Raw genomic sequence first — 24,826 nt, 5'->3', positions numbered from 1 at the left:
GTCAGCCCCCAGTTTCAGCCAGCGCGGCCTTGGCGCGCGCAATCGTGTCGTCGAAAATGCGGTCGAGCCGCGGATTGATGCCCCGGCAACCGGCAACGACCTTGTCGGCCCAGGTCGCATAGTCGGCGAGATCGTCGCGATCGTCCTTGCTTGGATGCGGCACGATCCGCGCGCCGATATTGCTGATCTTGTCGGCGATCTTGATCAGCTTTGCATCGGGAGATTTGTGCGGAGCATCCTCGATCTGCTTTTGCCGGCGGACCGACTTCGAGAGACTCATGTCGTCGGTGCACTCGACCACCAGCGAGGCAACGCGCGCGCTGAACTTCTGCGCGAGCTCCTCGCGCGTGGTCTCGGTGTCCTCGATGGTGTCGTGAAGCCAGCCTGCCGCCACCAGCTCGGCATCCGCGCCATCGGTCACGGCCGCAAGCAGGCTGGCGACCTCGGCGAGGTGGTTGATGTAAGGCTCGCTGCCTCGCCCCTTGCGCGCCATGCCGTTGTGACGGCGCGCAGCAAGCTCGGCGGCTTCGGAGACGAGGCGGACTGGAGGGAGCATCGGTTACGGCGCTCCTCTGCGAAGGCACGCGTTGCAGATCCGCGCTGCACCGGATTGCCAAGCCTCCCCGGTCAGCGCCCGGGGCTTACCCCTCTCCCCAACCCTCCCCCGCAAGGGGGGAGGGAGCCTGACCGGCGTGCTCACCTCACCTCGTATCACAACTGCTCCTGCTTGCGTCACGACTGCACCTCGCCATCAGATGTAAGGGAGCTACCAGCGGTAGGGTTCCCTCCCCCCTTGCGGGGGAGGGTTAGGGAGAGGGGTGCCGCTTGCTCCGCAGCTTCCGCGATGCTGAGAACGACCCCTTCGAGATTTTTGGTCACGTCGTCGTTGGTGAAACGAAGGACGCGATAGCCGCGCGACTTCAGCCATGCACCCCGCCGTTCGTCGTGACGGATACGCTCCTCAAAATCGTGGCTCTCGCCGTCGACTTCGACCACTAGCTTGCACGAGTGCGCGACAAAATCGGCGATGTAGTTGCCGATCGGCGCCTGGCGGCGAAAGTTGAGACCCGCAAGACGATCGGCTTTCAGATGACGCCACAGCAGCGTCTCCGCGCGCGTCATCGCTCGGCGGAGCTGCTTGGCGCGATTGCGCTGAACGTCGCTCACTTGAGTGTGCGGCATACCCCTCTCCCCACCCTCCCCCGCAAGGGGGGAGGGAGCCTGACCAGGGTGCTCACCTCACGACGGATCACAGCTTCCCCTTCACCTCGGCGCGGAAGCCGTAGATCACGCGCTTGCCGGCGAGCGCGACGAGGTGGACGTCGCGGGTCTGGCCGGGTTCGAAACGGACGGCGGTGCCGGCGGCGATGTCGAGGCGCATGCCGCGGGCTTTCTTGCGGTCGAATTTCAGCGCCGGATTGGTCTCGAAGAAATGGTAGTGCGACCCGACCTGGATCGGACGGTCGCCGGTGTTGGCGACCGAGAGCGTCACGGTCTTGCGGCCGGCATTGAGCTCGATCTCGCCGTCCTTGATGAAGAGTTCGCCGGGGATCATGTCGCGCTCCTATCGGATCGGCTCGTGCACGGTGACGAGCTTGGTCCCGTCGGGAAATGTCGCTTCCACCTGAATGTCGTGGATCATCTCCGGGATGCCATGCATCACCTGCGCGCGGGTCAGGACCTTGGCGCCGGCCTGCATCAGATCGGCGACGGTGCGGCCATCACGCGCGCCCTCGACGATGAAGTCGGTGATCAAGGCCACCGCTTCCGGATGGTTCAGCTTGACGCCGCGCTCGAGCCGGCGCCGCGCCACCATGGCCGCCATAGATACCAGGAGCTTGTCCTTTTCGCGGGGAGACAAATTCATGCGAGCACTCTGATCGTTCTGAAAGGATTAGTTGAGCCACAGCCGCGGCAGCGGGACAGTGGAGGCGCGGCCGAGCACCGTCATCATGTCGGCGCGCAGCCGGGCCGCATCTTGGGCACAGAAGCGGACCATTGCAAAGCCATTCCAGGCGGAGATGCCGACCTCGCCGCCGAAGCTGTCCGACGCCTCGCGGATGCGCTCGACCAAGGCCTCGTCGCCCGGCACGATCAGCGCCGTGCCGATCGCGCAGCCGCCTTTGGCAATCGCCGGCCTTGCCAGCTTCTCGCCAATCTCGCCGTCGAGCCTGACCGTCTCGGCAAACACCAGCCTGCCGCCACGCCGCATCCGCCAGCGATCGACAAATTCGCCGTGGCGCATGGTCTCGCCCATCGCGGCGCGGCCGAACACCACGATCTCGCAGAGCAGGAGCGAGGCACCCTCGGCAAGGTCGATATCAAAGCCGCGGTGAATGCGGGCACGGTCGAACAGGATGGTTTCCTGCGGCAGCCAGGCGAGATGCGCGCCTGCGGCAACGGTCAGCGCGATGTCGAGCCGTGCCGCCGCTGCCGGTGCGCGGTAGACTTTCTCAGCCGCCGCCGTGGTCAGCGTCAAACGCGCGCCCTCGCCCGCCGCGATCGCGATCTCGAAATGGTCCCCGCCGGCAATGCCGCCGGCGGTGTTGACGAACATGGCGGAGAGACCGTCGTCCTCCGGCGATGGGAAGCGGACGCGCAGCGAGCCCGACTCATGCAGGTCGCCGCGGCGGGTGGCGCCGTCTTTCAGATGCACGCCGAACCGGACCGCACCCTGGGCGCGGTTTGCCGCAAACGTCGCCGCTGCCGCGCCTGCGATCCCGGTCCGCATTCCCCCGACGCTCCCTTCACGCGCCACAACAGGCGGCGTCACATCCTGTTCACAGCGCCATCTGGCGGCTGATCTCGGCGGGATCGAGGCTTGCGCGGTCGCAGGCATATTTCACCGCACCCCGGTCCATCACGGCAAAACTGTCGCCGAGTTCGCAGGCAAAGTCGAGATATTGTTCGACCAGCACGATCGCGATGTTGCCGAGGTTGCGCAGATAGGAGATGGCGCGGCCGATATCCTTGATGATCGAGGGCTGGATGCCCTCGGTCGGCTCGTCGAGCAGCAGGAGCTTGGGCCGCATCACCAGCGCGCGGCCGATCGCGAGCTGCTGCTGCTGGCCGCCGGAAAGGTCGCCGCCGCGGCGGCCCAGCATGGTCTCCAGCACCGGAAACAGCGAGAACACGTCGTCGGGAATGTTGCGGTCTTCGCGCTTCAGCGGACCGAAGCCGGTCTTGAGGTTCTCTTCCACCGTCAGCAACGGAAATATCTCGCGGCCCTGCGGCACGAAGCCGATGCCGCGACGCGCCCGCTCATAGGGCTTTAGCGCGGTGATGTCCTTGCCGTCGAAATTGATCGCGCCGGACGCAATCGGATACTGGCCGACCATGGCGCGCAGCAGCGAGGTCTTGCCGACGCCGTTGCGGCCGAGTACGCAGGTGACCTTGCCCGGCTCGGCGGTCAGCGACACGCCGCGCAAGGCCTGCGCCGCACCGTAGTAGAGGTTGATGTTGTCGATCTTCAGCATCGCCCTAGCGCCCCAGATACACTTCGACCACCCGCTCGTTCGACGACACCTGGTCGATCGAACCTTCGGCGAGCACCGAGCCCTCATGCAGGCAGGTCACCTTGACGCCGAGCTCGCGCACGAAGGTCATGTCGTGCTCGACCACCATGATGGTGTGGTTCCTGTTGATCTCCTTCAGCAGCTCCGCGGTCAGATGGGTCTCGACATCGGTCATCCCGGCGACCGGCTCGTCGACCAGCAGCACCTTCGGGTCCTGCGCCAGCAGCATGCCGATCTCGAGCCACTGCTTCTGGCCGTGCGACAGGCTGCCGGCGAGGCGGTTGCGCGCATCGGTCAGGCGGATGGTCTCGAGTACCTTGTCGATGCGCTCGGACTCGGCCTTGCTGCCGCGCCAGAACAGCGTGCCACGCACGGAATGATCGACATTGAGCGCGAGCAGGAGATTGTCCTGCACGGACTGGCTCTCGAACACCGTCGGCTTCTGGAATTTGCGGCCGATGCCGAGCTCGGCGATACGGGTCTCGTCGAGCCGGGTCAGGTCGACGGTGCCATCGAACAGCACCGTGCCCTCGTCGGGCTTGGTCTTGCCGGTGATGATGTCCATCATCGTGGTCTTGCCGGCGCCGTTCGGGCCGATGATGGCGCGCATCTCGCCGGGCTCGAGCGCCAGCGACAGATTGTTGATGGCGTGGAAACCGTCGAACGAGACGTGCACGCCGTCGAGGTAGAGCATGGCCGAAGTGGCGCGGGTATCCATGACGTTCATCTGCCTACTCCGCCGGGTTCGGTGCGCCGATGCCGTCTTCGCGCGCGGCACTCTCGGCGTCGGGTGAGTTGCGCCGCGCTTTCAGCGGCTCCCACCAGGCGTTGAAGGTACCGACGATGCCCTTGGGCAACAGCAGCGTGACCAGGATGAACAGCGCGCCCAACATGAACAGCCAGTACGGTGCGAGCGGCCCCGAGGTGAAGAACGTCTTGGCATAGTTGACGACGACGGCGCCGAGTGCCGCGCCGATCAGCGTGCCGCGGCCGCCGACCGCGACCCAGATCACCGCCTCGATCGAGTTGGCGGGCGCGAACTCGCTCGGATTGATGATGCCGACCTGCGGCACGTACAGCGCGCCGGCGACGCCGGCCATGCACGCCGACAGCGTGAACACGAACAGCTTGTAGGATTCGACGCGATAGCCGAGGAAGCGGGTCCGGCTTTCGGCGTCACGCACCGCGATCAGGACCTTGCCAAGCTTCGAGGTCACGATCGCGCGGCAGATCAGGAAAGCGATGATCAGCGCAAGGCAGCTCAGCAGGAACAGCGCGGCGCGGGTGCCTTCGGCCTGCACGTTGAAGCCGATGATGTCCTTGAAGTCGGTCAGCCCGTTGTTGCCGCCGAAGCCGAAATCGTTGCGGAAGAACGCCAGCAACAGCGCGTAGGTCATCGCCTGCGTGATGATCGAGAGATAGACGCCGGTGACGCGCGAGCGGAAGGCGAGCCAGCCGAAGCAGAAGGCGAGCAGCCCCGGCACCAGCAGCACCATCAACGCGGCGAACCAGAACTTATCGAAGCCGTACCAGTACCAGGGCAGCTTGCCCCAGTTCAGGAACACCATGAAGTCGGGCAGGGTCGGGTTGCCGTAGACGCCCCGGCTGCCGATCTGGCGCATCAGGTACATACCCATCGCGTAGCCGCCGAGCGCGAAGAACGCGCCGTGGCCGAGCGAGAGGATGCCGCAATAGCCCCAGATCAGATCGATCGAGAGCGCGAGGATGGCGTAACAGACATATTTGCCCCACAGCGCCACCAGATAAGTCGGCACCTGGAACATCGAGCCCTGCGGCAGCAGCAGGTTCGACAACGGGATCAGCACGCCGATCGCGGCGACGATCAGGACGAACGCGGTCGACGCGCGGTCGAGCGAACGGGTGAGGATGTGCGGCGTCATGCTTCCACCGCCCGCCCCTTGAGCGCGAACAGGCCGCGCGGCCGTTTCTGGATGAACAGGATGATCAGCACCAGGATCGCGATCTTGCCGAGCACCGCGCCCGCGACAGGCTCGAGGAACTTGTTGGCAATGCCGAGCGTGAAGGCGCCGACCAGCGTGCCCCAGAGATTGCCGACGCCCCCGAACACCACGACCATGAAGCTGTCGATGATGTAGCTCTGGCCGAGATTCGGGCTGACATTGTCGATCTGCGACAACGCCACGCCGGCAATGCCGGCGATCCCCGAGCCGAGGCCGAAGGTCAGCGCGTCGACGCGCGAGGTGGCGATCCCCATCGAGGCCGCCATGCGGCGGTTCTGGGTCACCGCGCGCATCTCGAGTCCGAGCGCGGTGTAGCGCAGCATCGCCAGCAGGATGGCAAACACCGCGAGCGTGAAGCAGAGGATCCAGAGCCGGTTATAGGTGATGGTGATCTGGCCGAGCTCGAAGGCGCCGCTCATCCAGGAGGGGTTGCCGACCTCGCGGTTGGTCGGACCGAACGCGGTGCGTACCGCCTGCTGCAACACCAGCGACAGGCCCCAGGTCGCGAGCAGCGTCTCCAGCGGACGGCCGTAGAGGAAGCGGATGATGGTGCGCTCGATCACGACACCGATCAAGCCGGCGACCAGGAAGGCGAGCGGCACCGCGATCAGCAGCGAGTAGTCGAACAGCGCAGGATAGCGGCTGCGGATCACCTCCTGCACCACGAAGGTGGTGTAGGCCCCGAGCATCACCATCTCGCCATGCGCCATGTTGATGACGCCCATCACGCCGAAGGTGATGGCAAGCCCGATCGCCGCGAGCAGCAGCACCGAGCCGAGTGACAGGCCGTACCACGCATTCTGCACCATCGACCACATCGCCAGATTGCTCTGGATCGAGGACACCGCGCTCGCGGCGGCGTTGGCGACCAGCGGCGGCTGGTCGGTGCCGAGGGCGGTGAGCAGCGCCAGCGCCTCCTGATCGCCGCGCGCCTTGACCACGGCGACGGCGTCGAGCTTGTCGCTGTCGGATGCGTCCGACTTGAACAGGATGATGGCGGCGCGCGCCTCGGCGAAGGCCTGCTTGACCGACTTGACGCTCTCCTTGGCGAGCGCAGTCTCGACCGTCGGCAGCAAATTCTCCTCGTGGCTCTTGAACACCGACTGCGCGGCGGCGAGGCGTTTGGCCGGATCCGGCGACAGCAGCGTCAGGCCGCCGAGCGCGGCCTCCACGGTGCGGCGCAGGCGGTTGTTGAGGCGGACGGCGGCGGCGTTGTCGGGCAGCTTGTCGACGGCAGCACCCGTGGCGGCGTCGACGATCTTGCCGTCGGTCCGCGTGACGAAGACCTTCTTGCTGTCGGGATCGGCCGAGAGCCGGCCGTCCTGCAGCGCGCTGATGATGGGCGAGGCCAGCGCATTGCCCGACGCGGCGACCTCACCGATCGCAGCCTCGGTGTCGGAGAACTCGTCATTGGCGAATTTGGCGACCGAATCCTCGAACGGACCGGCCAGCGCCGGCACAGCAAGGCAGCTCAGCAGCACGATCGAGAGAAACAGCGCACGAAAACGATCAATACAATTGGCGAACACGTCAGTACCCCGGCAGGAGTGTGAGGAGAAGGCGGCGAGCTGTGCCGCCTTCTCCAGGTTCTTGGATGGTTGTGTTGTGTCGTTGATCAGGTCAGGAGCTCAGGAGCCCTGTTGTCAGGAGCCTTTTTATCAGGAGCCCTGGCCGCCGCACTTGTTGGTCTTGGTGTTGTAGTTGCCGCACTTCTTGCCGACCCAATCGCCGATCAGGTCCTTGGAGCCCTCGAGCTCCTTCGACCAGGCGTCGCCGGCCACCAGGCCCGGGGTCTTCCAGACCACGTCGAACTGGCCGTTGCCCTTGATCTCGCCGATGAACACCGGCTTGGTGATGTGGTGGTTCGGCAGCATCTGCGACACGCCGCCGGTCAGGTTCGGCGCCTCGATGCCGGGAAGCGCATCGATCACCTTGTCCGGATCGGTCGACTTCACCTTCTCGACCGCCTTCACCCACATGTTGAAGCCGATGTAGTGCGCTTCCATCGGATCGTTGGTCACGCGCTTCGGATTCTTGGTGTAGGCCTGCCACTCCTTGATGAACTTCTCGTTCGCCGGGGTCTTGATCGACTCGAAGTAGTTCCAGGCGGCGAGATGGCCGAGCAGCGGCTTGGTGTCGATGCCGGCGAGTTCTTCCTCGCCGACCGAGAACGCGACCACCGGGATATCGGTCGCCTTGATGCCCTGGTTGCCGAGCTCCTTGTAGAACGGAACGTTGGCGTCGCCGTTGATGGTGGAGACCACCGCGGTCTTCTTGCCGGCCGAGCCGAACTTCTTGATGTCGGCCACGATCGTCTGCCAGTCGGAGTGACCGAACGGCGTGTAGTTGATCATGATGTCGTCCTGGGCGACGCCCTTCGACTTCAGATAGGCTTCCAGGATCTTGTTGGTGGTGCGCGGATAGACGTAGTCGGTGCCGGCCAGCACCCAGCGCTTCACCTTCTCTTCCTTCATCAGATAGTCGACAGCGGGGATCGCCTGCTGGTTCGGCGCCGCGCCGGTGTAGAACACGTTGCGCTCGGACTCCTCGCCCTCATACTGCACCGGATAGAACAGGATGTTGTTCAGCTCCTTGAACACCGGGAGCACGGATTTGCGCGACACCGAGGTCCAGCAGCCGAATACGACCGCGACCTTGTCCTTGGTGATCAGCTCGCGGGCCTTTTCGGCGAACAGCGGCCAGTTCGAGGCGGGGTCGACCACGACGGGCTCGAGCTTCTTGCCGAGCACGCCGCCCTTCTTGTTCTGCTCGTCGATCAGGAAAAGGATCGTGTCCTTCAGCGTGGTTTCGCTGATGGCCATGGTGCCCGACAGCGAGTGAAGGATGCCAACCTTGATGGTGTCGTCGGCCGCTTGCGCGGGCGCGAACGGCGAGGACGCAGCCAGGCCCAAAACCAGGCCGGCCGTCGCCGCGAGCGCGCGGCGGCGGGTCATCGTCGTTATTTTGTGAGAAAGGTGAGTAAGCATGAAATGTCGTCTCCCTGACGCAGGCGTGGAACGCTGCGAACGGCCGCTTGGCCGCCTGCGGTTAAGGAATCGCAAGAACTGTGCCACGGTGCGTAGGCCCCGTAAGCCGATGAACCGGCTGGATAATTTCATCGGTTCCGGGCAAATACGGAAGCCGCTTGCTCAATCATTGAGCTGCCAACTTGACTGCCGAAAGAGCAATCAGATTATTTTGTAGGCAAAATCGCCGTCTTGGCTAAATTTACGGCATCGATTTGTGACAGTTTGCGCGATGGTTCAGCGAACTCCAGGCACCAAAGACGGCGATCTCATCTTGAAACCGCCCAGTTCCTGGTCCATATCCTCGCCATGCCCGCGACATCGCGGTGCCTTCGCGAGCTGCGTGTTCAAGCTGCCCCAAGCGGCTTCTGGTTCGCCTTTCAGCTAACCCAGCTTGACGCCCCAGACACGCGGGTGTCCCCGAATGCCTCCTGTGTTTCCGGCCGATGCGGGCCGGGACGACGACGGCTTTTATGGAAAGAACCACCTTTTGACCTCCTTTCAGGATTTCGGCCTCGCCGATCCCATCGCCCGCGCGCTTCGAGAAGAAAATTATCTCACGCCGACCCCCATCCAGGCCCAGACCATCCCGCTAGCCCTTGCCGGCCGCGACGTCGTCGGCATCGCCCAGACCGGTACCGGCAAGACCGCCTCCTTCGCGCTGCCGATTCTGCACCGGCTGCTTGAAAACCGCGTCCGCCCGCAGCCCAAGAGCTGCCGCGTGCTGGTGCTCTCGCCGACCCGCGAACTGTCCGGGCAGATCCTCGACAGTTTCAACACCTATGGCCGCCACATCCGGCTGTCCTCGACGCTCGCCATCGGCGGCGTGCCGATGGGCCGCCAGGTCCGTTCCCTGATGCAGGGCGTCGAGGTGCTGGTCGCCACCCCCGGCCGCCTGCTCGACCTCGTGCAGAGCAACGGACTGAAGCTCAACCAGGTCGAGTTCCTGGTGCTCGATGAAGCCGACCGCATGCTCGACATGGGCTTCATCAACGACATCAGGAAAATCGTCGCCAAGCTGCCGATCCGGCGCCAGACGCTGTTCTTCTCGGCCACCATGCCCAAGGACATCGCCGAGCTCGCCGAGGCGATGCTGCGCGACCCGGCCCGCGTGGCGGTGACGCCGGTGGCCTCGACGGTGGATCGCATCGCCCAGCGCGCGATCCAGGTCGATTTCGCGGCCAAGCCGACGGTTCTCGCCCAGCTGCTGAAGCAGGAACCGGTCAACCGCGCCCTGGTCTTCACCCGCACCAAGCACGGCGCCGACAAGGTGGTGAAAAGCCTTGCCAAGGCCGGCATCGAGGCCAATGCGATCCACGGCAACAAGTCGCAGAACCACCGCGAGCGCACGCTGGCGTCGTTCCGTTCCGGCGAGATCCGCACGCTGGTGGCGACCGATATCGCCGCCCGCGGCATCGACGTCGACGGCGTCAGCCACGTCGTCAATTTCGACCTGCCCAACATCCCGGAGACCTACGTCCATCGCATCGGCCGCACGGCGCGCGCCGGCGCCGACGGCGTCGCGATCTCACTGATCGCCGGTGCCGAGGAGATGGGCTATTTGCGCGACATCGAGCGGCTGATCCGAATTACCGTGCCGCGGGAAGACCGCCGCACACAGGGCAGCTCCTCTGGCGGCCGCGAGGCCGCCGCGCCGGCGCAGGCCACCCACCCGCACCGGGGCGGCCGTTCTGCGCCCCGCGCACATAATGTCCGTGGGAATGAGGCCGCTCCGGGTGCAAAAGGCCCTCGCCGCCGCCGCCGTCGAGGTGGTAATAATGGCGCGCCGCAGACGAGCCGGGGCGAGTCGCCGCGTCCGTCGCAGGCCGGCAACAGCGAAGGCATTCAGGGCGTCGCCTTCTTGCATCGCGAGAGCCGGCCGAATCCGCAACACAACCGCAACAACCGACCGAAGCACTAGCCGTCGCTCGATCTGGAGAAACATATGGCTAAGGAAGAGCTGATCCAGTTCGAAGGACTGGTGACCGAAATTCTCCCCGACGCTCGTTACCGGGTGCAACTCGATGCCGGGCACGAGATCGTCGCCTACACCGCCGGCAAGATGAAGAAAAACCGCATCAAGACGCTGGCCGGCGACCGCGTTACGATCGAAATGTCGCCCTACGATCTCGAAAAAGGGCGCCTGATTTTCCGGCACAAGGACGAACGTCCGAGCGGCGCGCCCGGCGGCCCGCCGCGGGGCGGAGCGCAGCGCGGCGGCCAGTTCCGCCGCCGATAAGCGGGGTATTGCAACCGCTGCGGGCATGACGTCCTGATGTCCTGCGCACAATTGGCCGGCGGCTGCGCCGGCCAAAAAATCGCGCACGTCAGGATTGTTTTCAGGATTGTTTTGAAGCCTTCTATCGAATAATATCCTACCCATCGATTTTCGGCCGGACGACATTAGCCAATACCGGTACAGCCGGTTCAGACGCTGACGACCCTTCCAAAAATTCGATCTCACCACCCCGCCGATCAGCGGGTCTTGAACTTGTATATCTGAGAAGGGACTACCCACGTGAGCATGGGAACCGTGAAGTGGTTTAACGCGACCAAGGGCTACGGCTTCATCCAGCCGGATGAAGGCGGGAACGACGTGTTCGTGCACATCAGTGCAGTCGAGCGCGCCGGCCTTGGCACTCTGCGTGAAGGCCAGAAGATCTCCTACGAGATCGTGGCTGACCGCCGTTCCGGCAAATCCTCGGCCGACAATCTGCGCGCCGCCGGATAAGCCGATTTCCCGGGAGCGCGAAGCTCCAGGAAATTGTCGCTAAAGCATCAAGGGCCGCATCTTCGGATGCGGCCCTTTTTGTCTGGATTGCCAACCGGCGTCAGCGTCGTTCGAAAAGCTCTAATAGGTCGAGCAGGTCGTCGGCATCGTGGCGGACGTCGGGGCGTAGAACACGCAAACCGACTGCCGCGGCCTTGTGAAGGCGACATCGGTGAGATTGATGCCGCTCTTGGCCATCACATAGCCGACCGTCGGAACGTATTTGTAGCTGACTTCGCTGAAGATCAGATAGGTGCCCGCAACCAGCAGCGCCGCCGGAACGACGCTGGTCACGACATCGCCCTGACTGCGGCTCGAGGCCGTCAATGTGGCCTGCGTGGCGCCCGTGGCCATCACCCCCGCCTTGCTCCACTGGATCCGCGCGACCTTCGAGGCATCGACGTAGATTTCCGACAATGTGACCTTGGTCGGCGTCGGATCGTACGGCGTCATGATGCCGACGCTGGCGCTGAAGAAATTCTGCAGGTCGGCATCCACCACCTGCGTCGACTGCGAAGTCAGGTCCGACGCGGCGCGCGCCATCAAGGTGACCTTGCGGTCGACCGCGACACCGGATGAAAACTCGACGGTGCCGAAGAACAGCACCAGCATCAGCGGCAGAACGAAAGCGAACTCGACCGCGGCAAGGCCCCGGCGGTCATTGCAGAGGGCCGCGAGCGAGCGCAGCAAGGCCGCTGCCCGGGTTTTCATGACGTTGCTCATGAGCACGTCGCCCCGGCGGTGCCGGATGGCTCGTTCTTGAATGTCGCGGTCGCGGTCAGCAGCCGCTTGCCGTTGGCGAGGTTGGCGACATTGAAGCCAAGCTTGGTGACGAACAGCGGCCACTGATAGAACAGCCGGACCACCACGACGTCGCCGTCCTTGCCGGGACACCATTTCATGGTCGGAATGAATGCGTTGTTGGAATCGATCGGAGGCGCGATGTTGACGCTGCTGAAGCCCGTCGCAGCGGGATAGCTGCGCACGTCGACCGATATGCCGTTGGCGCAATCGAACAGCGCGCTGACCTGGCCGCAGACGAAGTTCTTGAACTGCTGCTGGGTATAGCTTGCGCCCTGCGCCTGACCGGTCATGATCATGCGCGCGGAATCCTGCGTCACCGTCTCCAGAACTTGGCTCGCGAAGAAGATCATCGCGACTTCGATGATCGCAAACAGCAGTCCGAAAAACAGCGGCGCGACCATCGCGAATTCGACCGCGGTCGCGCCACGGCGGTTTCGGCGAAAGCGATGGAGGAGGCGCGCAAAAGAATGAGCGGGCAGCGGCATCAACGACCCCGGATCAACATGGCGACAACAACTACCCAAGACTCATTGTCGAAGTATTTCGCCGGATCGAGACAGAGCGACCCGATCCGTTAGGCTTTTCTTAACCATGTCGGATGAACCGCCTGCGGCCGGCGGCTGCCCCGGCGTGTGAAGCGCCGGCGCGGACACGCGCTAGTTCTGCGGCTTCGCGGCCGCGCCCGAGCCGGAGGCCTGGCTGTTGAGCGAGCCGGCCTGGTCCATGGTCGACTTGAAGTAGGTCTCGCCGTCGCCGAGGGTGATGCGGCGCTGGCAGACCGGCATGCAGCTGTAGGTCTCGCGATCGACGCCGCGATAGACGGTGACAAGCTGGTCGGTCGGACCTTCGACCTGGATCTGGCGATCCACCAGCACCTGGCCGGTGCGGTCGAGTGCGATGAAGTTGGTCGCGCCGTAGCCCTTGCCGGTCACGACGACAACGCCGCCATTCTGCAGGGTGACGTCGGCGATCAGCGGGTTGCCGACCACGATCGTGGAGATGCCGCCGGGCAGCTTGACGAGCTTGGCCTGATCGACATTGACCGCGATCCGGTCGGGATCCGGCGCAGCCGTTGCGAATGCGGGCCACAGCAGAACGGCTGCGGCCAGCGAGATGAATCCAATGCGCGCGACGGCGCGAATACGCTGGGACTGAAACGACATACCTTACCCCGGGACGTTAACAAGCCGGCAAAAGCGATACGCAGCGGACCGGCGCCCGACGCAGGCAAATCTGACGGCAATTCATTTAAGAAGAGCAAAAATCGATCGCCGAATTGCGCGGATGTCACGACTTCCGGAACGGATCGGCCAACGGCCCGGTGATCCCGCGGAAAAACGCCCCTGCGGGGATCGCCGCCTAGCCGGCGTCACGCACATGCACCACCACGCGATCGTCGGCGTAGAGGCGCTGCCATCCATCGATGTGATCGAGAAATTTGGAGGCGGGCGTTGCCGGATCGAGCATCACCGCATCGATTCTGTAGGTCTTGAGCAGATCGAGGAAGCCGTCGACGTCCTTGAGCTGGAGCGCACGGTAATAGGCCATCTCGAACTTCTCGCCGTAAAGCTCGGCGCGGCCGTCGACGAACACCGGCACCTGGCGCCAGATCAGATAGCCGCCGAACTGCAGATCATTGAGCACACGCTGCACGTTGTGAGCCTTCAGCGCGTCGACGGCGGCGGCGGGCGAATGGATCGGCGGCGGCGACATGTCCCGACGCGCCGCAACGAACCAGGTCGAGACGCAGAGCGCGGCGATCAGCATCGCGGCCGGCGTGGCCTTCAGCCGGACCACGCTTGCGGCACGCAGGCCGAACTGGGTTGCCACCGGCGTCAGCACGGCCAGCGGCAACAGCAAAGCGAAGAGCTCGAGATTCCTGACATGGGATAGCGCCATGTGCAGCAGGCCGAGCGCCAGGGCGATCCGCGGCAGCGGCAGCTTCACCCCGCAATAGAGCGCCCCGCAGATCAGGCCGAGAATGGTCAGCTCGAACGCATCGACGTGGCTGAAACTCGCCGGCATCCATTCCGCGATGAGATGCAGCAGTTCACCGAGGCTGAGAATCCTCAGCGAGGCGAGGATCGTCCCCCAGCCATAGGGCGTCGCGCAGCACGCGGCCAGCGCGCCGAGGCCGAATGCGGCCCAGCGCAGCGCCAGCGGCAATCTTTGCGCCGGCGCGGCGTTCCACAGCGCATCGAGCGCGAAGGCGCCGGCCAGCACCAGGCCGAACAGAAAGCCGCCATGCAGATTGGCCCAGAGCGCGATCAGCGGCAGCAGCCAGAACGAGGGGGCCTCGCGGCGTTCGCTGGCGACCATCAGGCCGTTCGCCCAGACCATCATGATCGGCAGTGCAAGCACATGCGGACGGGCCAGCAGATGCCCGCATGTCAGCACCAGCGCCGCCAGCGCGATCAGGCTGGCGTAGATCGCCGGTAGCGCGCGGCTGAGGATGGCGGTGAGCAGTGCGAAGGTGGCGGCGCCGCAGGCCGCGGCCAGCGCCGCGGGCCCGGTCCACCCGGCAAGGTCGTAGGCCTTCGCGAACAGCACCTGCGCCAGCCAGGACGACGACACCCAAGGCTCACCCGCCTTGGTGAAGGAATAGATATCGACCGACGGCAATGCGCGGTGGTCGAGGATCCACCGGCCGACGGCAATCTGCCAGTAGGTGTCGGAATCGGCGAGCAGCCTGTCGCCGACGACCAGCAGCAGCGCATAGACGCCGCACGCCATCCAGAACCAGGCCGGGACTTCGGCGAACACCGAGGCCCGCGCCTGTGGGACGGTTGCGGTCTCAGCACTCATGCGCGCGCGTCCGGTCAATGACGGAACGGATAGGCCAGCTGTCCGCCGATTTCGGCCGGCACGCCCTGCTCGGCGTCGACGCCGTAATCATCCGGAAGCTTGCCTTCGTGCATGCGGAATGTCCCGAACAGAATGTCCCAGAGCGGAAACGTGCCGGCGAAATTGGTGTCGCCACCCTCCTCGAGCGCGGTGTGATGCCAGCGATGAAACACCGGCGTGGCGATCACATATTTGAACGGACCGAGCGTCCAGTTCAGGTTGGCGTGTACGAATGCGGAGTGGAATGTGGTGAAAGGACCGACCCATAGCATGATGTTCGGCGAGATGCCGGCCATCAGCAGGATCACGTCGACCGAGATCGTGCCGATGAGCAGATTGACGGGATGGAAGCGCGCCGCCGAGATCCATTCGAGATCCTCGGAGGAATGATGAATGGCGTGGTACTTCCAGAAACCGCCGCCGTGAAACATCCGGTGCAGCCAATACAGCATGAAGTCGGAAGCGACCAGGAAGATGATCGATTGCAGCCAGAGCGGCAGCTGCGCCAGCGGGCCGTGTCCGTTCTCGTAGAACGAGATCAGCTCGTCGGCACCGTGCACGTCGAACACCGCGGCCGCGCCCACCACCAGCAGCCCGATGCGCAGCACGCGGGCGAATACCGGCACGAAGAACCAGTAGCAGATGTCCGTGACCAGCTCGCGCTTCTGCCACCACGGCTTGCCGGGATTGCAGGCCCAGAAGTGGGTCAGCACCGTGAAGAACAGCGCGAGGCCGATCGTGATCGGCACCACCCTCATCATCGTCTGGCCGAGCATCTCGATGACTTCGATCGGAAGGGTGGACATGGCAGCCTCATACTACGGAAGCCCCATGGGTATAGATGTGCGCTTAAGGAGCCGTGAATAGGCCCCAAGCGCCCGATCGCAGCAACACTCTGCAATTTTAGCGCACCGCTTAATGCCAAATTTACTGTGCGCAACAACAGCGGGTTCCCGCAGAGTTTATGCGATCAAATTAACTGCGCCGAAATCGTCCAACACTAGGGTGCCGCAATGGTCACGGTGCTGAGAACGCCGGCGAGACCAAATCTAGTTCGACCAGCCACGTGTACACAGGAGTGATTTATGAAGAACCTCGTTTCGCGCTTCGTGAAGGACGAATCGGGCGCGACCGCCATCGAGTACGGCCTGATCGCCACCGGTATCGCCATCGCGATCATCGCTGCAGTCAACGGCGTCGGCACGAAGCTCTCGGGTACCTTCAACTCGATCTCGGGCTCGCTGAAGTAAGCCGGCTTCGACGAATTCGCATCAAAGGTCCCGGCAATCCCGGGACCTTTGCTATTTGTCGGGGGCCGATCGGCAGCCTCCGTTGATGGTGCCGGCAATCCTTTTCCGATTGTTCACCATTGGCCGCTAGCGTCGGGTCTCGACCGCAGCTCCAGCTTGACGGCATGAATTCATGATCCTCGACATCGCACGCTTGATGCTGTTTCCGGCCCTGATGGCCTTTGCGGCGGCGAGCGATCTGTTGACCATGACGATCCCGAACCGGATTTCGCTGGCACTGGTGGCGGGCTTCTTTGCCCTGGCGCCGCTGACCGGGATGGGCGTCCACGATATCCTCACCCATGCCGGCGCAGGCGCGCTGGTTCTCGTGGTGGCGTTCGGCATGTTCGCGATGGGCTGGGTCGGCGGCGGAGACGCCAAGGTCGCTGCCGCGGCCGGCCTGTGGTTCGGGTTCGAGCATCTGCTGCCCTATCTGGTCTTTGCGTCTTTGTTCGGCGGTGCGCTGACCGTGCTCTTGCTGCAGCTGCGGCAATGGCCCCTGCCCTACCCGCTCGCGTCGCAGGCCTGGCTCAGCCGCCTGCACGACAAGCAGACCGGCATTCCCTACGGCATCGCACTCGCCCTCGGTGCCCTGCTGATCTATCCCGAGACGGACTGGATCAAGACAATCGATCTCGCGCACTTCGCGATGCGCTGAGAAGGCAGCGGTAACCGCCCGTTAAGGCGATTTAGATACGCCTCATTAACCATGCTTTGACGAATAGCTGGTCAACTCCCATCACGGCGGCGGCAGCGTCGCGGCGTCATGTGGAAAGTGAAGCGTAATGGATAAGGCCCGCATTCTGGTCCTGGCAATTGCAGGCTGCGCCGGCCTTGCGGCGCTTTATTTGGCGAGCGGAAGCGACGACAAGCCGGCGGCTCCTCCGCCAGTTGCGCAGCTGCCGACCGTCGACATCCTGGTCGCGCGCGCCGACATCGGCCTCGGCCAGGCAGTGAAGGCCGAAGATCTGCAATGGCAGACCTGGCCGGCGGCGACCGCCAGCGCCAGCTTCATGCGCAAGGACAGCCACGCCGACGCCATCAAGGACGTCACCGGCTCGATCGCGCGCGCCCCGTTCATCCAGGGCGAGCCGATCCGCGAGCAGAAGCTCGTCAAGGCCGACGGAAGCGGCTTCATGGCCGCGATCCTGCCGACCGGCATGCGGGCAGTATCGACTGAAATCTCTCCCGAGACCGGTGCCGGCGGCTTCATCCTGCCGAACGACCGGGTCGACGTCCTGTTGTCGAAGCGGGACAAGAATCCCGACCGCAACGCCGCCGACATCGTCAATTCCGAGGTCATCCTGACCAATATCCGCGTCCTTGCGATCGACCAGGCGCCGAAGGAAAAGGACGGCATCAACGCACTGATCGGCAAGACGGTGACGCTGGAGCTGAAGCCTGACCAGACCGAGACTCTGGCGCGCGCGCGCCAGAGCGGCGTCCTGTCGCTGGCGCTGCGCAGCATCGCCGACAACAACGGGACCGACGTCAGGACCGATGACAACCACCAGAGACGCGGTGAGACCATCAACGTCATCCGCTTTGGCGTTGCCAACCAGGCAACGATGCAGAAGTGACCATGAGGACACAGGTGATGAAGGGCGGGGCAACTCAACGGACGATGCGGGCCTTCATGGTCCGCGCATTGTCGTTCTCGGCCGTCGCGGCGCTCACGCTCAACCCGGCACTGACGCCGGTGGTGGCGGGCGACTACCGCGCCGCTCCCGCCGCGGCCGACGGCCAGATGAATGCCCGCTTCCTCGCACTCGGTGTCGGCAAATCGGTGGTGATCGATCTGCCGAGGGACATCAAGGATGTGCTGGTCGCCGATCCCAAGATCGCCAATGCCGTGGTCCGCTCGGCGCAGCGCGCCTACATCATCGGCGCGACGGTCGGCCAGACCAACATCGTGTTCTTCGACGCCGCCGGCCAGCAGATCGCGGCCTATGACATCGCGGTCAAGCGCGACCTCAACGGCGTGCGCGCGGCCCTGCGCGCAGCACTTCCGAATGCCGATATCCAGATCGAGGGTGTCGGCGAGGGCGTCATGCTGACCGGAAGCGCGGCGAGCCCGATCGAAGCGCAGCAGGCCGGCGAGATCGCCACGCGGCTGGTCGGCAGCGCCGACAAGGTCGTGAACTCCATCACGGTTCGCGGCCGCGACCAGGTGATGCTGAAGGTGACGGTCGCCGAAGTCTCGCGCAGCCTGATCAAGCAGCTCGGCATCGACCTCACCGCGAACCTCAATTACGGCACCACCGTGGTGAAATTCACCAACAACAACCCGTTCACGGCGAACAACGCAGCGCTGGTGCCCGGTAACGCCCTCACCACATCGTTCGGCGCGGCTCCGTCGGTGTCGGCGACGCTGCGCGCCATGGAAAGCGCAGGCGTGGTGCGGACGCTCGCCGAGCCGAACCTGACCGCGATCTCCGGCGAATCGGCGACCTTTATCTCGGGCGGCGAATTTCCAATTCCGACCGGCGTGACCTGTCAGACCACGACGGGAGGCGCGATCGGGAATTGCGTTCAGACCGTCAGCTTCAAGAAATTCGGCATTTCGCTCAACTTCACGCCGGTGGTGCTGACCGAGGGACGGATCAGCCTGCGCGTGATGACGGAAGTGTCGGAAGTCTCGACCGAGAACTCGCTGACCGGCGGCGCCGGCGGAACGACGATCCCCTCGATCAAGACCCGGCGCGCCGAGACCACGCTGGAAATTCCCTCGGGCGGCTCGATGGCGATGGCCGGCCTGATCCAGGACCAGACCAAGCAGGCGATCAATGGCCTGCCCGGGCTGGCGTCGCTGCCGGTGCTCGGAACGCTGTTCCGCAGCCGGGACTTCGTCAACAACCAGACCGAGATGATGGTGCTGGTGACGCCCTATGTCGTTCGCGCGGTGGCGCAGAAGGACCTGTCGCGTCCGGATGACGGCTTCGCCAACGCATCCGATCCGCAGGCCGATCTGCTCGGCAGCATCAATCGCGTCTACGGCGTGCCCGGCCGCACCGAGCCGGCGCGGAATTACCGCGGCACTTACGGCTTCATTACGGACTGAGGCGGACGATGACACAGACCACATCCAGGACATCCGCCGGTTACCAGCGCGGCATCGCTCTCGCCGGAGCGCTCGTCAGCCTCGCGGTGACGCTCGGCGCCTGCCAGCACGCCGCCGACAACAGTTTCGCGATGGTGAACGCGCCGGCCGACTATCGCCAGCGTCACCCGATCGCGGTCACCGAGGCTGATCGCTCGATCGTGGTCTTCGTCGGCCGCAGCCGCGGCGGCCTGACTGCGGAGCAGCGCGCCGAGGTGATGGGGATGGCACAGGACTGGATGCGCGAGGGAACCGGCGCCGTCACCATCGACGTTCCCGCCGACACGCCGAACGCACTGACCGCCCAGGAATCGCTGCGCGAGATCCAGGCTACGTTCACCGCCGCCGGCGTGCCGCCGCGCGGGATCCTCGTTCGCAAATACCGCCCCGAGGATCCGCGCCAGATGCCCGCGATCCGCGTGAACTATCCAAAGATGAAAGCGGTCGCCGGGCCGTGCGGCCTCTGGCCGGAAGATCTCGGCCCGTCGATCCACAACGGGTCCTACATCGAGAACAAGCAGTATTACAATTTCGGCTGCGCCAATCAGCGCAACCTCGCAGCCATGGTCGAAGACCCGACCGACCTCGTGCAGCCGCGCGCGGAGACCCCTGCCTATACGTCGCGTCGTAACATCGCCTTCGACAAGTATCGCAAGGGCACCACCACCGCCACGAGTTATCCCGAGTCCGACAGGGCCAAGCTAAGCGACACAGGAAAATGATCACCTACGCGCAGCAAAACTCCGAAGAGCAGACGGACGCCCCGCCGCAGGCCGCGGACGACCATATTGCTCCGGCGCCACGGGTTTCGGTCCAGGCGTTCTGCGAAACGGTCGAGACCGCTGCCGCCGTGCAGTCGGCGGGCGAGGACCGCCGGCTGGCCAAGGCTCATCTCAAGATCCAGATGGGCGGCATGGCGGCTGCCATCGAGGCCTATCGCTCGGCGCCGACGCCCAACGTCATCATCCTCGAGACCGAGGGCCGCGGCGACATCCTGGCCGGCCTCGATCAGCTCGCAACAGTGTGCGACGCCGGCACCCGCGTGGTCGTGATCGGCCGCGTCAACGACGTGACCCTGTATCGCGAGCTGGTGCGCCGCGGCGTCAGCGATTACGTGATTGCGCCGGCCCATGCGATCGACGTGGTGCGCGCGGTCTGCAACCTGTTCTCGGCGCCGGAAGCCAAGGCGGTCGGCCGCATCGTCGCCGTCGTCGGTGCCAAGGGCGGCGTCGGCGCCTCGACCATCGCGCACAATGTCGCCTGGGCGATTGCCCGCGATCTGGCCCTTGATTCCGTGGTCGCCGACCTCGACCTCGCCTTCGGCACCGCCGGCCTCAACTACAACCAGGATCCCGCGCAGGGCATCGCCGATGCCGTGTTCTCGCCGGACCGCGTCGATACCGCCTTCGTCGACCGCCTGCTGTCGAAATGCACCGACCATCTGAGCCTGCTGGCGGCGCCGGCGACGCTCGACAAGGTCTACGATTTCGGCGCCGAGGCGTTCGATGCGATCTTCGATACGCTGCGGACCACGATGCCCTGCATCGTGCTCGACGTGCCGCATCAATGGTCCGGCTGGACCAAGCGCGCGTTGATCGCGGCCGACGACATCCTGATCGTGGCGGCACCCGACCTCGCCAATCTGCGTAATGCCAAGAACATGTTCGACCTGCTGAAGGCCTCGCGGCCCAACGACCGCGCACCGCTGTACTGCCTGAACCAGGTCGGCGTGCCGAAGCGTCCCGAGATCGCAGCCGGCGAGTTTGCCAAAGCGATCGAAAGCCAGCCGATCGCCGCCATCCCGTTCGATCCGCAGATCTTCGGTTCGGCCGCCAACAACGGCCAGATGATCGCCGAGATTTCCGCCAATCACCGCGCGGTCGAGATGTTTCTGCAGATGGCGCAGCGGCTGACAGGCCGCGGCGAGACCAAGAAGCCGAGGGGGTCCTTCCTGTCGCCCCTGCTCGAAAAGCTGCGGTCCAAATAGTGGTCCGCGTGGAGTCACGACGTCGTGTTTGGTAAGCGTAGCGGAAACGATGGGGACGTGCGGGCACCCAAGCCTGCGTTTCAGACGCCGGAGCCTGCCGGCGCGCCGGCGATGTCGCGTGAGTCCGCCGCACCGGCGATCTCGTCGCCGCCGCTGGCACCTAGCAAGCCACCGCCTGCCCCCGCCGTCGAAGCCCGCCGCTCGGACAACTACTACCAGGTCAAGGCGACGATCTTCGGCGCCTTGATCGAGGCGATCGACCTTGCCCAGCTCGCCAAGCTGGACAGCGAATCGGCGCGCGAGGAAATCCGCGACATCGTCAACGAGATCATCGCGATCAAGAACATCGTGATGTCGATCGCCGAGCAGGAGGAGCTGCTCGACGACATCTGCAACGACGTGCTCGGCTACGGCCCGCTGGAGCCGCTGCTGTCGCGCGACGACATCGCCGACATCATGGTCAACGGCGCAGGCACCGTGTTCATCGAAGTCGCCGGCAAGATCCAGCGCACCGGCATCCGCTTTCGCGACAACCAGCAGCTTCTCAACATCTGCCAGCGCATCGTCAGCCAGGTCGGCCGGCGCGTCGACGAATCCTCGCCGATCTGCGACGCCCGCCTCGCCGACGGTTCCCGCGTCAACGCCATCGTGCCGCCGCTGGCAATCGACGGGCCCGCGCTCACCATCCGCAAATTCAAGAAGGACAAGCTGACGCTGGAGCAGCTCGTCAAGTTCGGCGCGATCACCCCGGAAGGGGCGACCATCCTGCAGATCATCGGCCGCGTCCGCTGCAATGTGATCATCTCCGGCGGCACCGGCTCGGGCAAGACCACGCTGCTGAACTGCCTGACCAACTATATCGAGCACGACGAGCGCATCATCACCTGCGAAGACGCCGCCGAGCTTCAGCTGCAGCAGCCGCATGTGGTGCGGCTGGAGACCCGGCCGCCGAACATCGAGGGCGAGGGCCAGGTGACGATGCGCGAACTGGTCCGCAACTGCCTGCGTATGCGCCCGGAACGCATCATCGTCGGCGAAGTCCGCGGCCCCGAGGCGTTCGACCTGTTGCAGGCCATGAACACCGGCCACGACGGCTCGATGGGCACGCTGCACGCCAACAATCCGCGCGAAGCACTGTCGCGCTGCGAATCCATGATCACCATGGGCGGCTTCTCGCTTCCGTCTCGCACCATTCGCGAGATGATCTGCGCCTCGGTTGACATCATCGTGCAGGCGGCGCGCCTGCGCGACGGTTCGCGCCGCATCACGCACATCACCGAGGTGATGGGCATGGAAGGCGACACCATCATCACCCAGGATGTCTTCCTCTACGACGTGGTCGGGGAAGACGCCAACGGCAAGATCATCGGCATGCACCGCTCGACCGGCATCGGCCGGCCGCGCTTCTGGGAACGTGCGCGCTACTACAATGAAGAGAAGCGGCTTGCGGCGGCGCTCGACGCCTCCGACGCGCCGGCGCCGGTCTAGGGGAACGCAGGATGCAGACGCAAACTCTGGCTCTCGCCTTCCTCGCCGCCACGACGGTCGGCGGCATCGCCTGGGTCTTCCTGTATCCCTACCTTTCGGGGGAAAAGAAGGCCGAGTCGCGCCGCGCGTCGGTGGCGCGCAGCGAACCCACGACGACACGAAATGCCGACCGCACGCAACGCTCCCGCCGCGAGCAGGTCGAAGGATCGTTGAAGGAGCTCGAGGCGCGGCGTCAGAAGGACAAGAAAGTCCCGCTCGGCCTGCGCATCTCGCAGGCCGGACTGGACTGGTCGGAGCAGAAGTTCTGGATGATCTCCGGCGCCCTCGGACTGTTCGGGTTCGGCGCGGCATTCCTGGCCGGCGGCGGCATGCTCGGCGCGGCCGGCATCGGCTTTGCCATGGGTCTCGGCGTGCCGCGCTGGCTGCTCGGCTTCCTGAAGAAGCGGCGGGAAAAGGCGTTCCTGAAGTCGCTGCCTGACGCCGTCGACGTCATCGTGCGCGGCATCAAGGCCGGCCTGCCGCTGTTCGAATCGCTCAAGGCGGTCGTCAACGACGCGCCGGAGCCGCTGCGCAGCGAGTTTCTCGCCATCATCGAGACCCAGGCGATCGGCATGCCGCTCGGCGAAGCCTGTGCCCGGCTCTACGAGCGGATGCCGCTGCCGGAGGCCAACTTCTTCGGCATCGTGATCGCGATCCAGCAGAAGTCCGGCGGCAATTTGTCGGAAGCGCTCGGCAACCTGTCGAGGGTGCTGCGCGACCGCAAGAAGATGGCCGAGAAGATCCAGGCGATGTCGATGGAAGCGAAGGCCTCCGCCGCCATCATCGGCTCACTGCCGCCGATCGTGATGATCCTCGTCTTCCTGACGACGCCGGACTACATCGCCCTGCTGTGGACCAATTCGATGGGCCAGCTCATGCTGGTCGCCTGCGCGATCTGGATGTCGATGGGCGTGCTGGTGATGAAGAAGATGATCAACTTCGATTTCTGACGGTGCAGCATGATTGATATTCTGGTCGCCAAGCTCCACGACGTCAGGTTCATGACCATGCTGCTTGCCTTCTTCGCGGCAAGCGCGACGGTCTACACGCTGGTGATGCCGCTGCTCGCCGGCGGCGATCTCAACAAGCGCATGAAGGCGGTCGCCAGCGAGCGCGAGCGCCTCCGGCAGCGTGAGCGCGACCGTCTCTCCAAGTCGGAAAAGGTGACGCTGCGCCAGACGCCGAAGCAGGCCGTCTCCAAGATGGTGGATGACCTGAACCTCACCAAATGGCTGGCCCAGGAAGCGGCGATCGAGAAGCTCGTGATGGCGGGCTATCGCGGCCACGCTCCGTATGTCTATTTTCTGGCAGCGCGGGCGGTCACGCCGATTCTGATGCTGATCGGCGCGATCATCTATACGTTCTTCATTGCCGGCGCGAACTGGTCGCTCACGCTCAAGATCGGCATTTGCGTCGGCGCGGCCTATGCCGGCCTGCAGGCGCCGATGCTGTTCCTGAAGAACGCAATCTCCAAGCGCCAGCTCCAGATCAAGCGCGCGTTCCCGGATTCGCTCGACCTGCTGCTGATCTGCATCGAGTCGGGCATGTCGGTCGAGGTCGCATTCCGGAAAGTGGCCAACGAGATCGCCGGGCAATCGGTCGCGCTGTCGGAGGAGTTCGCGCTGACGACCGCGGAACTGTCCTACTTGCAGGATCGCAAGACCGCCTACGAGAACCTGGCGCGCCGCACCGGCCTCGAAGGCGTGAAGTCGGTGTGCATGGCCTTGCAGCAGTCTGAACGCTACGGCACGCCGCTCGGCCAGAGCCTGCGCGTGATGGCGCAGGAAAACCGCGACATGCGGATGAACGAGGCCGAGAAGAAGGCCGCGGCACTGCCGCCCAAGCTGACGGTGCCGATGATCCTGTTCTTCCTGCCCTGCCTGTTCATCGTGATCCTCGGCCCGTCCTACATCAAGATCGCCACAATGCATTGAGTTGCGCAGCAGCGGACTGCGTTACTGCTTTTCCTTCCCCTGAAAGGG

General features: G+C 64.6%; 27 protein-coding genes. 12 read left to right on the top strand and 15 right to left on the bottom strand.

Annotated elements, in window-relative coordinates; translation table 11 throughout:
• Position 1 precedes the first annotated feature (1 nt).
• From ACE10X_RS05120 to urtA, 10 genes are all read right to left on the bottom strand, one after another.
• Entirely contained in the window at positions 2–556 is a 555-nt protein-coding gene (locus ACE10X_RS05120; protein WP_038386108.1) for an HD domain-containing protein, read from the bottom strand.
• Between the two features lie 176 nt (positions 557–732).
• Complete coding sequence (locus ACE10X_RS05115; RefSeq protein ID WP_304557463.1) at positions 733–1,182, bottom strand: endonuclease domain-containing protein; 450 nt, start codon at positions 1,180–1,182, stop codon at positions 733–735.
• Positions 1,183–1,249: 67 nt separating this feature from the next.
• Positions 1,250–1,555, bottom strand: coding sequence for an urease subunit beta (locus ACE10X_RS05110; protein WP_038387566.1), 306 nt, complete (start codon positions 1,553–1,555; stop codon positions 1,250–1,252).
• Positions 1,556–1,564: 9 nt separating this feature from the next.
• A complete protein-coding gene (locus ACE10X_RS05105) occupies positions 1,565–1,867 on the bottom strand; it encodes an urease subunit gamma (protein WP_028342275.1) in 303 nt (100 codons plus the stop codon).
• A gap of 27 nt (positions 1,868–1,894) precedes the next feature.
• Complete coding sequence (locus tag ACE10X_RS05100) at positions 1,895–2,731, bottom strand: urease accessory protein UreD (protein ID WP_038387567.1); 837 nt, start codon at positions 2,729–2,731, stop codon at positions 1,895–1,897.
• A 49-nt stretch (positions 2,732–2,780) separates the two neighbouring features.
• Positions 2,781–3,476, bottom strand: a complete 696-nt coding sequence (gene urtE, locus ACE10X_RS05095; RefSeq protein WP_024581870.1) for an urea ABC transporter ATP-binding subunit UrtE — start codon at positions 3,474–3,476, stop codon at positions 2,781–2,783.
• A gap of 4 nt (positions 3,477–3,480) precedes the next feature.
• Positions 3,481–4,242, bottom strand: a complete 762-nt coding sequence (urtD, locus tag ACE10X_RS05090; protein ID WP_038387568.1) for an urea ABC transporter ATP-binding protein UrtD — start codon at positions 4,240–4,242, stop codon at positions 3,481–3,483.
• A 4-nt stretch (positions 4,243–4,246) separates the two neighbouring features.
• The gene (urtC, locus tag ACE10X_RS05085) at positions 4,247–5,416 is read right to left on the bottom strand and encodes an urea ABC transporter permease subunit UrtC (protein WP_038387569.1); all 1,170 of its coding nucleotides are present in this window, start codon (positions 5,414–5,416) and stop codon (positions 4,247–4,249) included.
• The gene (urtB, locus tag ACE10X_RS05080) at positions 5,413–7,011 is read right to left on the bottom strand and encodes an urea ABC transporter permease subunit UrtB (protein WP_085970778.1); all 1,599 of its coding nucleotides are present in this window, start codon (positions 7,009–7,011) and stop codon (positions 5,413–5,415) included. Before urtB ends, urtC begins: the two co-directional genes overlap by 4 nt.
• Before the next feature lie 144 nt (positions 7,012–7,155).
• Positions 7,156–8,451 (bottom strand): urea ABC transporter substrate-binding protein, encoded by a 1,296-nt coding sequence (gene urtA / locus ACE10X_RS05075; protein ID WP_375764062.1) that lies wholly within the window; start codon positions 8,449–8,451, stop codon positions 7,156–7,158.
• 562 nt (positions 8,452–9,013) lie between these two features.
• Between urtA and ACE10X_RS05070 the strand changes: the two genes are divergently transcribed.
• From ACE10X_RS05070 to ACE10X_RS05060, 3 genes are all read left to right on the top strand, one after another.
• Entirely contained in the window at positions 9,014–10,444 is a 1,431-nt protein-coding gene (locus ACE10X_RS05070; protein ID WP_038387581.1) for a DEAD/DEAH box helicase, read from the top strand.
• A gap of 24 nt (positions 10,445–10,468) precedes the next feature.
• The gene (gene infA, locus ACE10X_RS05065; protein WP_016842649.1) at positions 10,469–10,762 is read left to right on the top strand and encodes a translation initiation factor IF-1; all 294 of its coding nucleotides are present in this window, start codon (positions 10,469–10,471) and stop codon (positions 10,760–10,762) included.
• A gap of 279 nt (positions 10,763–11,041) precedes the next feature.
• A complete protein-coding gene (locus tag ACE10X_RS05060) occupies positions 11,042–11,254 on the top strand; it encodes a cold-shock protein (RefSeq protein WP_016842648.1) in 213 nt (70 codons plus the stop codon).
• Positions 11,255–11,374: 120 nt separating this feature from the next.
• Here the strand turns inward: ACE10X_RS05060 and ACE10X_RS05055 are convergent, their stop codons facing one another.
• From ACE10X_RS05055 to ACE10X_RS05035, 5 genes are all read right to left on the bottom strand, one after another.
• Positions 11,375–12,004: a TadE/TadG family type IV pilus assembly protein gene (locus ACE10X_RS05055; RefSeq protein WP_038387582.1), complete on the bottom strand. Its 630-nt coding sequence runs from the start codon at positions 12,002–12,004 to the stop codon at positions 11,375–11,377.
• Between the two features lie 8 nt (positions 12,005–12,012).
• On the bottom strand, positions 12,013–12,582 hold the full coding sequence (locus ACE10X_RS05050) for a TadE/TadG family type IV pilus assembly protein (RefSeq protein WP_016842646.1): 570 nt from the start codon (positions 12,580–12,582) through the stop codon (positions 12,013–12,015).
• 171 nt (positions 12,583–12,753) lie between these two features.
• Positions 12,754–13,260 carry a pilus assembly protein N-terminal domain-containing protein gene (locus ACE10X_RS05045; protein ID WP_038387572.1) on the bottom strand — a complete coding sequence of 169 codons (507 nt, stop codon included), beginning with the start codon at positions 13,258–13,260 and terminating at the stop codon, positions 12,754–12,756.
• 196 nt (positions 13,261–13,456) lie between these two features.
• Positions 13,457–14,902, bottom strand: a complete 1,446-nt coding sequence (locus ACE10X_RS05040; protein ID WP_038387573.1) for a hypothetical protein — start codon at positions 14,900–14,902, stop codon at positions 13,457–13,459.
• Positions 14,903–14,916: 14 nt separating this feature from the next.
• Positions 14,917–15,747: a sterol desaturase family protein gene (locus ACE10X_RS05035; RefSeq protein ID WP_038387574.1), complete on the bottom strand. Its 831-nt coding sequence runs from the start codon at positions 15,745–15,747 to the stop codon at positions 14,917–14,919.
• A gap of 279 nt (positions 15,748–16,026) precedes the next feature.
• Between ACE10X_RS05035 and ACE10X_RS05030 the strand changes: the two genes are divergently transcribed.
• The 9 genes from ACE10X_RS05030 to ACE10X_RS04990 all read left to right on the top strand — a co-directional run bounded on the left by ACE10X_RS05030 (position 16,027) and on the right by ACE10X_RS04990 (position 24,778).
• Complete coding sequence (locus ACE10X_RS05030) at positions 16,027–16,191, top strand: Flp family type IVb pilin (protein ID WP_016842642.1); 165 nt, start codon at positions 16,027–16,029, stop codon at positions 16,189–16,191.
• A 172-nt stretch (positions 16,192–16,363) separates the two neighbouring features.
• Positions 16,364–16,888: a prepilin peptidase gene (locus ACE10X_RS05025; protein WP_038387575.1), complete on the top strand. Its 525-nt coding sequence runs from the start codon at positions 16,364–16,366 to the stop codon at positions 16,886–16,888.
• Between the two features lie 127 nt (positions 16,889–17,015).
• Complete coding sequence (gene cpaB / locus ACE10X_RS05020; RefSeq protein WP_038387576.1) at positions 17,016–17,810, top strand: Flp pilus assembly protein CpaB; 795 nt, start codon at positions 17,016–17,018, stop codon at positions 17,808–17,810.
• Positions 17,811–17,812: 2 nt separating this feature from the next.
• The gene (locus ACE10X_RS05015) at positions 17,813–19,291 is read left to right on the top strand and encodes a type II and III secretion system protein family protein (protein ID WP_085970777.1); all 1,479 of its coding nucleotides are present in this window, start codon (positions 17,813–17,815) and stop codon (positions 19,289–19,291) included.
• 8 nt (positions 19,292–19,299) lie between these two features.
• On the top strand, positions 19,300–20,052 hold the full coding sequence (locus tag ACE10X_RS05010) for a CpaD family pilus assembly protein (protein ID WP_051003239.1): 753 nt from the start codon (positions 19,300–19,302) through the stop codon (positions 20,050–20,052).
• Positions 20,049–21,317 carry an AAA family ATPase gene (locus tag ACE10X_RS05005; RefSeq protein WP_028342288.1) on the top strand — a complete coding sequence of 423 codons (1,269 nt, stop codon included), beginning with the start codon at positions 20,049–20,051 and terminating at the stop codon, positions 21,315–21,317. Before ACE10X_RS05010 ends, ACE10X_RS05005 begins: the two co-directional genes overlap by 4 nt.
• A gap of 24 nt (positions 21,318–21,341) precedes the next feature.
• Entirely contained in the window at positions 21,342–22,805 is a 1,464-nt protein-coding gene (locus ACE10X_RS05000; protein ID WP_038387577.1) for a CpaF family protein, read from the top strand.
• An 11-nt stretch (positions 22,806–22,816) separates the two neighbouring features.
• On the top strand, positions 22,817–23,794 hold the full coding sequence (locus ACE10X_RS04995) for a type II secretion system F family protein (protein WP_038387578.1): 978 nt from the start codon (positions 22,817–22,819) through the stop codon (positions 23,792–23,794).
• 9 nt (positions 23,795–23,803) lie between these two features.
• Positions 23,804–24,778, top strand: a complete 975-nt coding sequence (locus ACE10X_RS04990) for a type II secretion system F family protein (protein WP_038387579.1) — start codon at positions 23,804–23,806, stop codon at positions 24,776–24,778.
• The last annotated feature ends 48 nt before the right edge of the window (positions 24,779–24,826 follow it).

It is taken from the genome of Bradyrhizobium sp. Pha-3 (assembly GCF_042258325.1).
GTDB classification, from domain to species: Bacteria; Pseudomonadota; Alphaproteobacteria; order Rhizobiales; family Xanthobacteraceae; genus Bradyrhizobium; species Bradyrhizobium elkanii.
Note: the sequence above shows the minus strand (reverse complement) of the source record. Positions and strands in the feature narration are given on the sequence as shown.